Here is a 12,817-nt window from a genome sequence, read left to right as displayed (position 1 = left end):
ATATGAGCACGCTCGCCGAAGACACGACACCCGCCCCGAAAGCACCATCCAGCGTGGCGGTCATTGCTGCGGTGGCGGTCCTCACGCTCGTCGCTGCGGCAGGCGGCTGGTTTCTTGGAACACAGCTCGGCCTGAGCGTGCCGGCCGGTCAGGCCGCCGGGGCGGGTGAGAAGACGCGCCCCGCCGGTACCGACCTGCCATCCGGCAATGTCGTGGCGCTCAAACCGATCCTGACCAACGTGAAAATCCCGCAGGATGTCTGGATCAGGCTGGAAGCGGGCATCGTGGCCAAGCCCGGCGAGAAGATATCCGATGAAATGGCGGCAACCGTTGCTGGCGACTTCATGGCCTTCCTGCGCACCGTCAATCTCATGCAGCTGCGCGGGGCGGCGGGGCTGGAATATCTGCGCATGGATCTGCAGGAGAGGGCGCGGATGCGCTCCGAGGGCAAGATCGAGAAAGTGTACATCTGGGCATTGGTGATGGAATGAAACGGCGTCTTCTGACACCCCTGCTGCTGCTTGTACTCGGCGGAACCGCCATGGCCCAGACGCCCTCGCTCCTGGATGGACTGATCCCGCAGGGCAGCGCGTCGACCAGCGGCCAGATCATCCAGATGCTGGCGGTGCTGACGGTGCTTTCCATCGCGCCGGGCATCCTGATCATGGCGACGAGTTTTACCCGCTTCGCCATTGCCTTCTCCATGCTGCGCTCGGGCCTCGGCCTGCAGACAACGCCGGCCAATCTCGTGATGATCAGCCTTGCGCTGTTCATGACCTTCTATGTCATGGCGCCGGTCTTCGACCGGGCATGGCAGAATGGCGTGCAGCCGCTGGTGAATAACCAGATCACCCAGGATGTGGCGATCCGCGAGATCATGTCGCCGTTCCGTGAATTCATGCTGCGGCAGGTGCGCGACAAGGATTTGCGGCTGTTCGAGGATCTGGCGGACGAATCCTTCCGCACCAAGGCCAACGAGGCCATTGATATGCGTATCCTCGTGCCCGCCTTCATGATTTCCGAGCTGCGCCGCGGTTTCGAGATCGGCTTTCTCATCGTCCTGCCGTTCCTGGTCATCGACCTGATCGTCGCGACACTCACCATGTCCATGGGCATGATGATGCTGCCGCCGACCGTGCTGTCGCTGCCGTTCAAGATCCTGTTCTTCGTGCTGATCGACGGCTGGAATATTCTGGTCGGCAGTTTGATACGATCGTTTTCGTAACCATGATGAAAATTAATCCTGGCCGTTATTGAAACCGTAACAATTCTGGCGTACTCCTGCTCGTCATAACAGGTGACCGCTTCGGTTACAGGCATCATGCCGCTCTGTTAGGTCGGTTCTGATCCGACATGTCCCCATCACATGTATCTTTTATAGGGGCTTTTTCCATGGCCAGCATTCTTACCAACGCGTCAGCAATGACCGCGCTTCAGACACTTACTGCAACCGGCAAAAACCTTGCCACCACTCAGAACCGCATTGCAACGGGCCTGAAGATCTCCGAAGCTTCCGACAACGCCGCTTACTGGTCGATTGCCACGACAATGCGTTCGGACAATGGTGCCAACTCGGTTATCCAGGACGCTCTCGGTCTCGGCAGCTCCAAGATCGATACTGCCTATTCCGCAATGAACAAGGCCATTGACTCGGTAAACACCATCAAGAACCTGGTTCTGGCTTCCAAGAATGCCAGCGCTGAAGACCGCGCCAAGAACCAGCTGCTGATCAACTCGGCTATCGGCGCCCTGAAGGAAAACGCAGGCGCTTCCTACGCCGGTTCCAACCTGCTCACCACCGACCAGGCTGTCGACGCTGCTCCTGCAACGGCAAACTTCAGCACGATCGCTTCCTACAGCCGCAGCTCGACCGGCGTCGTAACGACCGGCTCGATCGACGTTGCGCTTGCCAATACCCGTCTTATCGACACAGGCGGCACCGCTGCAACGAAGACCGGCATTCTCGACAAGCAGTTTGCTGTTACCAACGCAGCAGCCGCACCTGTCACAACGCAGACCTCGATCCTGACGATCGACGTTTCCGCTGCAGGCGTCGACAACACGGCGATTGACGGCATGCTGACCGGTATCGAAGCTGCTGCCAAGGGCCTGGCTTCCGGTGCTTCGCAGCTCGGTGCTGCCAAGACCCGTATCGACAGCCAGAAGTCGTTCATCAGCGCGCTTTCGGATGCCGTTGATCGTGGTATCGGCACGCTGGTCGACGCTGACATGAACAAGGAATCGGCTCGTCTGTCGGCTCTGCAGGTTCAGCAGCAGCTCGGCGTTCAGGCGCTGTCGATTGCCAATGCAAGCAACCAGACCATCCAGCAGCTGTTCCGCTAAGGATGACGATCCCTCGGGATCGGTACTGAATTGGGCCACGCCTCGTGCGTGGCCTTTTTCTTTTCCACTTCGCAGCACGCTCTAACTTCGCGCAAGCTTCGGCCTCTATGGTCGGACGACGCAAGCGTGGTGGGCATCGATGGAAAAGAATATCAGACAGTCTCTGGAGCAGTTTCTGGGTGCCATGAAAAAGCTTGGCGCGCGGCGGCTCATCGGGCTCGCCCTTGTCGGCGTCACCCTGTTCGCCACCATCCTTGTCTCCAGCATTTATCTCAACCGCCCGCAATATGAGACGCTGTATGTCGGTCTCAGCCGCGACGACGTCAACCGCATGGGCATGGCTCTCGGCGAAGCCGGCATACCGTTCGACGTGAAGGCCGACGGCACCTCCGTGCTCGTCCCGTTCGGCAAGGCGGACCAGGCCCGCATGTATCTGGCCGAGAAGGGGCTGCCGACCAGCAACAACGCCGGTTACGAACTCTTCGACAATATGGGCTCGCTGGGCCTTACCTCGTTCATGCAGGAAATCACCCGGGTACGGGCGCTGGAAGGCGAAATTTCCCGGACAATCCAGGCGATCCGCGGCATCAAGGCCGCCCGCGTGCATATTGTTCTGCCGGAAAAGGGCAGTTTCCGCCGCGGCGATCAGGCACCCTCCGCTTCCGTGGTGATCCGCACCGAAGGCGGGTTCTCGATGGAGTCGGCGCAGTCGATCCGCCAGCTTGTCGCGGCTGCCGTGCCACAGCTGACTGCCTCCGAAGTCACCGTGCTCGATACGAACGGGCGGCTCCTGGCATCCAAGGATGATGGCTCGAATGCCGGTGCCGTCATGTCGGCGACGCTGGAGCAGAATGTTTCGGCCTCGGTCGATGACAATATCCGCAAGGCGCTGGCACCCTATCTCGGCATCGGCCATTTCCAGACCAGCGTCCAGGTGGCGCTCGACACGGACAAGCGCCAAACCAACGAAACCGTGTTCGATCCAGAATCAAAGGTTGAGCGGTCCGTGCGTGTCGTGCGCGAAAGCGGCGATTCGAAGAACTCGAAGAGCGACAACGCGACCGGTGTGGAACAGAACATCCCGCAGGAAGAAATCCAGAGCAAGAACGGCGACAGCTCGACCGAAAAGACCGACAAGCGCGAAGAGCTGACCAATTACGAGGTCAATTCCAAGACGATCTCGACGGTCAGCGACAGCTATCAGATCAAGCGCCTGTCGATCGCCGTCGTCATCGACCAGGCGCGGTTGCTGGCAACCGCAGGCGTCACGCCGGTTCCGGACAAATTCGTCGAACAGCAGATCGCCAAGATCACCCAACTGGTGGCAACCGCGGCCGGCCTCGACCAGAAACGTGGGGACGTCATCAACGTGACCGCGCTGAACTTCATGGAAGCAACCGACGATCAGCTGCAGCCGGCCGCCACGCCGCTGTCGGAGACGATATCGCGGCAGGCGGGCAGCTTCGTCAATGCCGCTGCACTGATCGTCGCCGTGGGTCTGATCCTGTGGTTCGGCGTTCGCCCGCTGATGCGCGAAATGACCAAGCCGCAGGATGCGCTGCAGCTGGCGGCCGGCACGGACGTGGCCGTTCCCGATTTCACCGCCGCATCGCGGCCGCAACCGGCGCTGGCCGCCAATGCCGACCAGAGCCTGCCCTATGACGACCTGAGCGAGCTGCGGCGGCGCATGCGCGTTCCCGCGCAGAACCGGCTGGAACAGATGATCGATATGGATGAAGAGCGCGTGGCGGCGATCCTGAAGCAATGGGTTCACGAGGCAGCTTGATATGGCCCGATCGATTGCCAGTATGCTCACCGACTTCACGCCGAAACATGTGCCCGATGACCGGGTGACGGTTTTTGCCGCCGCGACGCGTGAGCGCGTTGAAACATTGGTGGACGATGCGGTTCCCGAAGATGTTGTCGATCTCATCGATATCGAGCTGAAGATCAAGGAAACCTTCGAGCTCGGCCGCGCCGAGGGGCAGGCGGAGGCCTCCGTGCTCTTCGATGCGGAAAAACTGCGGCTGGAGCGGGATTTTCAGGAACAGCTGGCGGCGGCGGAAGCGGATTTCATGGATCGGATCGGAACCCGCCTGTACGAACAGGTGGAAGCGGGGCTGGCGGTCATATCGGCGGGACTGTCGAGCAGTCTTGCAACCGTTCTTTCCCCTTTGGTTGAAAAGAATCTGCGTGAGCGCGCTGTTACCGGCTTTGTCGGGGAAATCGAGCGGCTGACACAGGGCCTGGAGGGCGTGATGATCGACATTTCCGGGCCACCGCACCTCATCGATGCTTTGCGCAATCGCCCGGGGATTGATCTCATGCGCTTTACGTTCACCCGGTCCGATCAACCGGAACTGTCGATGAAACTCGACGATGTGGTTGTCGAAACGCGGCTTGGTCACCTGATTGATGCGGTGAAGGATACGACCCGATGAATATCGACCCGGAAACCCGCCGCGAAATCGTCATTGTCCGGCGCGGCCGCAATGACGGCGAAGACAGCCACCATGGCGGCGTCTGGAAGATCGCCTATGCGGATTTCATGACCGCGATGATGGCTTTCTTCCTGGTCATGTGGCTGATCAATGCCGCCAATGAGGAAACCAAGGCGGCCGTTGCCAGCTATTTCAATCCGGTCAAGCTGATGGACCGGCAGGCGCGGCCGAAGGGCATTGAAGCCACGGACAATCAGGAAGGCAAGGTTCGGTTCGAGCGCCCCAATTCGACCGATGCGGAAACCAAGAGCGCACGCAACGAAAAGGAACTGCAAGCCAAGCCGGAGACGGAAGAGCGGCAGATGTTCAAGGACCCCTATGCGGTGCTTGCGGAAATCGCCACGGATTCCGGCGTGTTGCAGAACAGGTCTGCCAAGGGTGACGGCGGGTCCAACAATGCCGGCCCATCCACGGGCGCGCAGGGCGGCGACGCCTATCGCGATCCGTTCAATCCCAACTATTGGTCGACCCATGTGGAGGATGATCTCTTTCCGCTGACCGACAGTCCCGCCGTGCCGCCGCCCTCGCAGGAACAGCTGGAAAAGCGGGCCGCGGGCGTGGAAGACAAGGCCGGTGCGCAGGCGCAGACGCCCGATGCAAAGCCGATGGATACGGCCAGTGCCGCCCAGCAGGCGAACCAGCAGAAGCTGGAAAAGGCGGCAGCCAAGCCCGCCGACGCCAGCGTAACCGTCGATCCGGCGAAGGGCGACAAGCAGCCGGATTCGGCGCAGCTTGCTTCGGCGCGCGAGCTTGCCTCGGAAATTTCCAAGAAGACCGGCACTGCCGCCGATGAAAAGGCGCCTGACATCACCGTGGTGCCCACCGACGAGGGTGTCCTGATCCAGCTGACCGACAAGGTCGACTACGGCATGTTCGCCATCGGATCGGCAAAGCCGGACAAGCGGGTGGTGCAGGTTCTCGAGCAGATCGCCAAGATCATCGCAACGCGCAAGGGCGACGTCATCATCAGCGGCCACACCGACGCACGCCCCTTCAAAAGCGATACCTATGACAACTGGCGGTTGTCGTCGGCGCGCGCGCACATGGCCTATTACATGCTGACGCGCGGCGGCCTCGATGCCAAGCGCATCCTGCGCGTGGAAGGCTATGCCGACCGCGATCCCAAGGTGCCGGCCGATCCCTACGCGGCTCAGAACCGGCGTATCGACATCTTTTTGAAAACGGCCAAGAGATGATGTGGGGCTCCCGTCTGCGATGGCTGCTGATCGGTTTTGTGAGCCTGCCTCTTGGCATGGCCCGGGCCGACATTCTGTCGCCGGAACCCTATCTGCTGGTGCGCTCCATGCGCATGCTGCAGGATCAGGTGGCCTCCGGCAAGCCGGAAGCCCTGCCCATGCTCAACCGGGTGCTGGGCCATATTGCGGCGCAGCTCCAGGCGGCCAATCCGGATGTCTGGCAAAAGCCGGCCAACGCCTACGCCATTGTCATCTATCTCCTCAATGGCGGCAATCCGCAGGTCGTGCGCACCATCCTCACCACGACGAAACTGGATGGCATCAGTCCCAAGCTGGTCGCCGGTTCGCTGGCCTATGCGGATGGCAACCCGCTTGGCATTGTTGAAAACTTCAGCGAGGAGCTGCCGCCGGATGTGCCGAGCGAACTGATCGCTTCCATCTCGCTGGTGACGGCAGCACAGCTCGCCGCCATCGATGTACCGACAGCGCTGAAGCGCCTGGATTATATCCGGTTGACGGCGCCGGGAACCCTGCTGGAAGAGGCTGCCCTTCGGCGCGGCCTGATGATGGCCGCCAATCTGGGCGACAAGGACAAGGTCAGGCTGCTGGCCCGCAATTATCTGCAGCGCTTTGCCCTTTCACCCTATTCGGAGGACTTCTTCCGCCAGCTGGTCGATGCGGTCATGGTCCTCAAGGCCAAGATCAGCAATGACGAGATCGAGGAAATGGCGTCGCTGGCCTGGACCGGTGCCCGCATGCCCTTTTACCTGCGCATAGCCCGCGGTGCGATCGTCGGCGGCGACATGCAGCGCGCCCGATTCATGTCGGAAAAAGCCGAAGCGCTGGCCCAGTCGCTCAAGGCGGATGACACGCAGGCACGGCTCTATCTCGGGATCAGCAATGTCGGTACGGAAAAGACCGACGATGCGATGAAAATGCTCTCGGAATTGCCGCGCGACCGCCTGCATGAACGCGATGTCAAACTGCTGGAAGCAGCGGCGGCGATGGGGGGCAAAATCCTCGAGCAGCCATCCGCGGATGTTGCGGAAACACCGCAGCGATCCGTCGTGAGGGCCGGTGCCGCACCAACGGACGCCAGGGCAAAGACCGGTGCACCCAAACCGGCCATCGCGGTTGATCCGATGATCGATGAAACACGCAAGAAGCTTGACGCAATCGATGCGCTTCTAGGGAAGGCCAGGAAATGACCATCGGACCGGATATGCCGCTCAGATCACTCAAGGACGCGATTGTCGGGGAGACAGGCAAGGGAAACCGCCTGCCCGACAGGAAAGCGGCCAAGGGCAAGGACGACGCGGTTGACTTCAAGTCCATGCTGGAGGCAAAGCCGCTGCGCCTGCCGTCCGAGGCGGGCGATGGGATCGCGCCGGATGACGTCGCCGCGATGGATGACGAACCGGCGGTTGAAGCGGACGATGAACAGGCAAGCACGGGCCCGTCCGTGCAGGCCATGTTCGGCCAGTCCATCCTCGCCCTGGAACAGCTGCTTGACCGGCAGGCATCGGCCGGTGGCGGTCAGCCGGGACGTGAGAACAAGCCGCTGCGGGCACTGGACGCCAATGCCCTGACCGACGGGGAAACGGCGCTCGATACCGGCGGAAATGATGGTCAGGACGAACCGCCTGCGCCTGCGTCGCTGGCCGACAGGAAATCCGCTGCCGATGGGGCTGGCAAGCCGGCTGTGAAGACCGCCGCCAATCCTGATACCAAGGCTCAGCCGGACAAGGCCGATGGCCCGCAGCCGCAGCCTGCCGAAGCAGCGGCGGCCGATGCGCCCAAGGCCCGCGTCAGTGCAAAACAGGCTCCCGAACAGGCGCCGCCGCCCGCCGTCAGCACCCCGGCTCCAGTTGCCCAGCCGGCCCCCGCCGCCGAGCCGCGCGTCACCCTGACAACGCTCGCCGAGGCAGCACCGGCAGCGCCGCAGAGCCGCCCCGCCATCGCGGATGTCCAGATCATCTCGGATCACAGCACCAGTGCGGCACGAACGCTGGTGATCCAGTTGCAGCCGGTCGAACTCGGTACGGTCACGGCCCGCCTGCGTCTGACCGGCGAAGGCATGCATATCCAGCTCATGGCGGAAAGCAAGGCGGCAGCCGAGCACCTCGCGCGCGACCACGAAGCCCTTGGCAAGGCCCTGCAGCGCGCCGGTGTTGCCGATGACGCATCCGCCGTCACCATTTCGGTGATCGATCGCAGTGGAGCCGTGGCAAGCACGCAACCCGGCCAGCAGGCCATGACCGGCCAGGACCAGCCGGCCGGGAGCCGGGGACAGGCCAACACCGGCTCGCAGGGAACGCAGGGCGACCGCTCGTCCGGGCAGCAGCATTTTGGAGACAGCAGACCCGATGAAAGCGATGACAAGACTGCCAAAGCCATGGCTGATCGCACTGTGTCTCGCGGTCTGGTCGTGTAGCAGTCTGCTGACCGCGCATGCTGCGCTTGCAGACAATCTCTGCGAGCGCGAAATGCACCGGGCGTCGAGCAAGTACGACATCCCGATCGGCATTCTCTATGCGGTTGGATTGACTGAAACCGGGCGCAAGGACTCGCTGCAGCCCTACGCCATGAACATCGAAGGCAAAGCGGTTTTCATGCCGTCAGCCGCGGCCGCCGTGATGAAATTCAACGAAGCGCATGGCCAGGGAGCCAAGCTCATCGACCTCGGCTGCATGCAGATCAATCACTATTTTCATGCCAGCGCCTTTCCCTCCGTGGGGGCAATGCTGGACCCGGCAACCAATGTCGATTACGCCGCGCGCTTTCTCAAGCAGCTCCGGGCACGCGAAGGCAACTGGACCATGGCGGTGGCACGCTACCATGCGGGTCCCAACAACAATCCGGCACAGAAGCAATATGTCTGCCGGGTCATGGAAAACATGGTGGCTTCGGGCTTCGGAAACTGGACGCAAAAGGCGCGAATGTTCTGCGATAAGTGAGGGTGTTAATGATCGGTAATAAAACGTGAATTTGTTGACGCGGTCATCTTTCGTTAAGGTATGAGCGGTAGACATTCAGCCATGCGAGTCGCATCGCGTTTCCCTCCCGTTTTCCCTTCGGACTCCCCATTTCAGACTCCCAATTAATTGCGGTCAATTAGTTGGGGATTGTCGGCGAGTCATCGACCCCGCTAGGTGTGTGTTGTGTGGGGTTTTTACTGATTCGGAAGGTGGGGCCGTGATTGTAGTCGTCGACGAACGAAGTCTGGTGACGAGTGGGTATTCGGCGTGGTTCGCCCGCGAGGGCATTACAACAACAGGGTTCGCTCCCGATGATTTCGGTGACTGGGTTTCGACCGTCCAGCAGAGCGACATTATGGCGGTTGAGGCGTTTCTGATAGGGGAATGTGCGAACCGCAGCCAGTTTCCCCACAAGATTCGTGAGCGCTGCTCGGCTCCGGTCATTGCGGTCAACGAAACGCAGTCGCTCGAACACACGCTCGAACTCTTCCAGGCCGGTGTTGATGACGTGGTGCGCAAGCCGATGCATGTGCGGGAAATTCTCGCCCGCATCAACGCAATCCGCCGGCGCTACGGCAACGGCGATACGGGCACGCAGGTCGGTCCGATCCGCGTCTTCTCCGACGGCCGTGATCCGCAGGTCAACGGGGTCGAGTTTTCGCTGCCGCGGCGTGAACGCCGCATCCTGGAATATCTGATCGCCAACCGCGGGCGGCGCTTGAACAAGGCGCAGATATTCAGCGCGATCTACGGCATTTTCGACAGTGAGGTCGAGGAAAGCGTGGTCGAGAGCCACATCAGCAAGCTGCGCAAGAAACTGCGCGAGCAGCTCGGCCACGATCCGATCGATTCCAAGCGGTTCCTCGGTTACTGCATCAATCTCGATTGAGCCCCCACCGCTCCGCCGCCGGCGGGGCGTTCAGCAAGTTCTCGAAACATTCAAGGCGTCAGGTTCACGCAAGCATCGTCAGGTTACGATTCGCAACGGAATCATCGCGCAAGGAGACGGAAATGAGCCTCTATGGAATGATGCGGACGGGTGTATCGGGCATGAACGCCCAGGCCAATCGCCTGTCGACCGTGTCCGACAACATCGCCAATTCCAGCACCACCGGCTACAAGCGCGCCAGCACCCAGTTTGCCTCGCTGGTTCTGCCAAGCTCGGGCGGCTCCTACAATTCCGGCGGCGTCGAAACGGTTGTGCGTCACCATATTTCCGACGATGGTTCGCTGCGCTTCACCACCTCGTCGACGGACCTTGCGCTCAAGGGCAACGGGTTCTTCGTGGTCAATGACAGCAGCGGCACGCCATACCTGACACGCGCCGGTTCGTTCGTGCCGGATGCGCAGGGCAATCTGGTCAATGCGGCCGGCTACTATCTCATGGGCAATCCGATCGTGAACGGCCAGACCAATTCGGTCATCAACGGCTACCAGGGGCTCGAGAAGATCAACGTCAAGCAGAACGATCTTGTCGCCGATCCAAGCCGCAAGGGCACGTTCACGGCCAACCTGCCGGCGGGTTCCGCCGTTGTCGCTGCCGCCGACCTTCCGTCCAATGCGGCCGCCAATGCCGCCGGGACGGCAAAATACACCGCCAAGACATCGCTTCAGAGTTTTGACAATCTCGGCAATCTGGTGGTTCTCGATGTTTACTTCACCAAGACGGGTGAAGATCCGGTCACCAAGAACGCCACGTGGGAGGCCACGGTTTACAACAAGGCCGATGCGGCGGCCAGCGGCGGCTTCCCCTACTCAAAAGCGCCCCTGGCCAGCGAAACCTTCAATTTCGATGGCGCAACCGGCAAGATGACGTCGGCCGACAAATCCCTTTCGGTGCAGATTCCCAATGGCCAGATGCTCGAGATCGACATGTCGGCCACCAAGCAGCTGGCAGGCGATTATACGCCGATCGAGGCGAAGATCGACGGCAGCACCCCGAGCCCGATCGAGAACGTCGATATCGCGGCAGACGGCACCGTCGTTGCCCGCTACAAGAACGGCGCGCAGCGCGCCATCTACCAGATCGCTCTGGCTGACGTTCCCAGCCCCGACAATCTGCTTGTCCTGTCCGGCAATGTGTTTGCGACCAGCGCCAATTCCGGCGATGTGCAGTTCGGCAGGCCGGGCAAGGGCAGCTTCGGAACACTGACATCCGGCGCGCTGGAAGAATCGAACGCGGATATCGCGCAGGAACTGACTGAGATGATTGAGGCGCAGAGAAGCTACACGGCCAATTCCAAGGTCTTCCAGACCGGTGCGGATTTGATGGACGTGCTGGTCAATCTGAAGAGGTAGCATCGCAAATGTTGATTGGACCTAAGGCATGTCACTAAGCTCGGCGCTCCTTACCGCTCAGAGTGCTCTGACGACGACGTCGAAACAGACAGCGTTGGTATCCCGCAATCTTGCGGGTGCCAACGATCCCAATTTTACGCGCCGCATTGGCTCCGTCGTCAGCGGCCCCAACGGATCGACCTATCTGTCCGTCAGCCGCTCGGCCGACGATGCGCTCCTGTCCAAATACATCGAGACGAACAGCCAGTACGGCTCGTCCTCGACGCTGAAGAGCGGCCTTGACAGGCTTTCCGGCATTTACTCCGCCAACAACGCATCCGGTTCGCCGAGCGCTCTTCTGGGTGACCTGCGTGATTCCCTGCAGCTCTATGCATCGCAGCCGGGCAATAACTCCGTTGGTGAGGCAGCGGTGTCCAAGGCCGTCAACCTGGCCAATGCCCTGAACAAGGGAACAAGCGACATCCAGAAGCTGCGCCAGGATGCCGACAACGACATCAAGGACTCCGTCAGCAATCTGAACGCGCTGCTGGCAAAGTTCGAAACCATCAACAACCGGGTGGTCAACGGAACCCGCTCGGGCGCCGATGTGTCGGATTTCCTCGATCAGCGCGATGGTCTGCTCAAGGAAATTTCCGGTGAGATCGGCATCACGACGATGGTGCGCGGCGACAACGATGTCGTGATTTTCGCCGAGTCCGGGGTCACCCTGTTCGAAGGATCGCCGCGCAAGGTCAGCTTCACGCCGACCGCTGCATTTGCCGCGGGAACCACCGGCAACCAGGTTTATGTGGACGGCGTGCCGCTGTCGCACGATACGTTCCAGCAGCCCTACGGGACGGGACGGCTGAGCGGCCTGCTGCAGCTGCGCGACCAGACCGCGCCTGCCTACCAGAACCAGCTCGACGAGATCGCGCGCAGTCTTGTCAGCATGTTTGCCGAGAAAGACCAGAAGACGCCGCCGACCCTGCCGGACGTTCCGGGGCTTTTCACCTATTCCGGCGCGCCGGCCATGCCTGCGGACGGAACGATATCGCCCGGTATCGCCGGGACCATCAAGGTCTCGTCGGCCTATATCCAGTCGGAAGGCGGCAGCCCGACGCTCCTGCGTGACGGCGGCACCAACCCGGCCAATCCGGATTATGTGCAGAACACTTCGGGGTCGGCTGGCTTTTCATCCCGCCTGCAGGGGCTGATCGGCGCCATCAATGCGCCGCGCAGCTACGATGCGAATGCCGGCATCACCGGCCAGAAGAACCTCCTGGACTATTCCGCCGCCTCGATCAGTTCGCTTGAAACCAAGCGCAAGGCTGCCACGGAGACCAATACCTACAACGGCGTGCTGGCATCGCGGGCCGAAGACGCGATCTCCAATGCGTCGGGTGTGAACATCGATGTCGAGATGCAGTCGATGTTGCAGCTTGAACACTCCTATCAGGCGTCGGCCCGGATTCTCTCCGCCGTGGATGCCATGTTGAACGAACTCATGAATGCGGTGAAATGA

12 protein-coding genes are annotated in these 12,817 nt (G+C 61.1%); all 12 read left to right on the top strand.

What is annotated here, in order from left to right:
• The first annotated feature begins 2 nt into the window (after positions 1 to 2).
• The 12 genes from AC1Q5O_RS19065 (at position 3) to flgK (ending at position 12,817) form a co-directional block, all read left to right on the top strand.
• Positions 3 to 491 carry a flagellar basal body-associated FliL family protein gene (locus tag AC1Q5O_RS19065; RefSeq protein ID WP_288193890.1) on the top strand — a complete coding sequence of 163 codons (489 nt, stop codon included), beginning with the start codon at positions 3 to 5 and terminating at the stop codon, positions 489 to 491.
• Complete coding sequence (gene fliP / locus AC1Q5O_RS19060; RefSeq protein WP_346307959.1) at positions 488 to 1,225, top strand: flagellar type III secretion system pore protein FliP; 738 nt, start codon at positions 488 to 490, stop codon at positions 1,223 to 1,225. Before AC1Q5O_RS19065 ends, fliP begins: the two co-directional genes overlap by 4 nt.
• A gap of 167 nt (positions 1,226 to 1,392) precedes the next feature.
• Positions 1,393 to 2,343 carry a flagellin N-terminal helical domain-containing protein gene (locus AC1Q5O_RS19055; protein WP_223615471.1) on the top strand — a complete coding sequence of 317 codons (951 nt, stop codon included), beginning with the start codon at positions 1,393 to 1,395 and terminating at the stop codon, positions 2,341 to 2,343.
• A gap of 139 nt (positions 2,344 to 2,482) precedes the next feature.
• Entirely contained in the window at positions 2,483 to 4,129 is a 1,647-nt protein-coding gene (gene fliF / locus AC1Q5O_RS19050) for a flagellar basal-body MS-ring/collar protein FliF (protein ID WP_492565114.1), read from the top strand.
• Between the two features lies 1 nt (position 4,130).
• The gene (locus AC1Q5O_RS19045) at positions 4,131 to 4,784 is read left to right on the top strand and encodes a hypothetical protein (protein WP_492565113.1); all 654 of its coding nucleotides are present in this window, start codon (positions 4,131 to 4,133) and stop codon (positions 4,782 to 4,784) included.
• Positions 4,781 to 6,040, top strand: a complete 1,260-nt coding sequence (locus AC1Q5O_RS19040; protein WP_492565112.1) for a MotB family protein — start codon at positions 4,781 to 4,783, stop codon at positions 6,038 to 6,040. Before AC1Q5O_RS19045 ends, AC1Q5O_RS19040 begins: the two co-directional genes overlap by 4 nt.
• Positions 6,040 to 7,248: a chemotaxis protein gene (locus AC1Q5O_RS19035; protein WP_492565110.1), complete on the top strand. Its 1,209-nt coding sequence runs from the start codon at positions 6,040 to 6,042 to the stop codon at positions 7,246 to 7,248. Before AC1Q5O_RS19040 ends, AC1Q5O_RS19035 begins: the two co-directional genes overlap by 1 nt.
• Entirely contained in the window at positions 7,245 to 8,474 is a 1,230-nt protein-coding gene (gene fliK, locus AC1Q5O_RS19030) for a flagellar hook-length control protein FliK (RefSeq protein WP_492565108.1), read from the top strand. The genes AC1Q5O_RS19035 and fliK overlap by 4 nt, the downstream gene beginning before the upstream one ends.
• 52 nt (positions 8,475 to 8,526) lie before the next feature.
• A complete protein-coding gene (locus tag AC1Q5O_RS19025) occupies positions 8,527 to 8,997 on the top strand; it encodes a transglycosylase SLT domain-containing protein (protein WP_223615515.1) in 471 nt (156 codons plus the stop codon).
• 238 nt (positions 8,998 to 9,235) lie between these two features.
• Positions 9,236 to 9,907, top strand: coding sequence for a flagellar transcriptional regulator FtcR (gene ftcR / locus AC1Q5O_RS19020; protein ID WP_105735195.1), 672 nt, complete (start codon positions 9,236 to 9,238; stop codon positions 9,905 to 9,907).
• A gap of 122 nt (positions 9,908 to 10,029) precedes the next feature.
• Positions 10,030 to 11,316 carry a flagellar hook protein FlgE gene (locus tag AC1Q5O_RS19015; protein ID WP_403184563.1) on the top strand — a complete coding sequence of 429 codons (1,287 nt, stop codon included), beginning with the start codon at positions 10,030 to 10,032 and terminating at the stop codon, positions 11,314 to 11,316.
• Between the two features lie 28 nt (positions 11,317 to 11,344).
• On the top strand, positions 11,345 to 12,817 hold the full coding sequence (gene flgK, locus AC1Q5O_RS19010) for a flagellar hook-associated protein FlgK (RefSeq protein ID WP_464664423.1): 1,473 nt from the start codon (positions 11,345 to 11,347) through the stop codon (positions 12,815 to 12,817).

The sequence above is a fragment of the Phyllobacterium sp. MT110 genome, assembly GCF_058792715.1.
The sequence above is the reverse complement of the archived record's forward strand: the minus strand, read 5'-3'. Positions and strand labels throughout refer to the sequence as shown.

Coding starts and splice junctions, on each gene's coding strand:
- AC1Q5O_RS19055 (WP_223615471.1), top strand. CDS start 1,393: ATGGCCAGCATTCTTACCAACGCGTCAGCAATGACCGCGCTTCAGACA.
- AC1Q5O_RS19040 (WP_492565112.1), top strand. CDS start 4,781: ATGAATATCGACCCGGAAACCCGCCGCGAAATCGTCATTGTCCGGCGC.
- AC1Q5O_RS19015 (WP_403184563.1), top strand. CDS start 10,030: ATGAGCCTCTATGGAATGATGCGGACGGGTGTATCGGGCATGAACGCC.
- fliF (WP_492565114.1), top strand. CDS start 2,483: ATGGAAAAGAATATCAGACAGTCTCTGGAGCAGTTTCTGGGTGCCATG.
- AC1Q5O_RS19025 (WP_223615515.1), top strand. CDS start 8,527: ATGCACCGGGCGTCGAGCAAGTACGACATCCCGATCGGCATTCTCTAT.
- fliK (WP_492565108.1), top strand. CDS start 7,245: ATGACCATCGGACCGGATATGCCGCTCAGATCACTCAAGGACGCGATT.
- AC1Q5O_RS19045 (WP_492565113.1), top strand. CDS start 4,131: ATGGCCCGATCGATTGCCAGTATGCTCACCGACTTCACGCCGAAACAT.
- fliP (WP_346307959.1), top strand. CDS start 488: ATGAAACGGCGTCTTCTGACACCCCTGCTGCTGCTTGTACTCGGCGGA.
- AC1Q5O_RS19035 (WP_492565110.1), top strand. CDS start 6,040: ATGTGGGGCTCCCGTCTGCGATGGCTGCTGATCGGTTTTGTGAGCCTG.
- AC1Q5O_RS19065 (WP_288193890.1), top strand. CDS start 3: ATGAGCACGCTCGCCGAAGACACGACACCCGCCCCGAAAGCACCATCC.
- flgK (WP_464664423.1), top strand. CDS start 11,345: ATGTCACTAAGCTCGGCGCTCCTTACCGCTCAGAGTGCTCTGACGACG.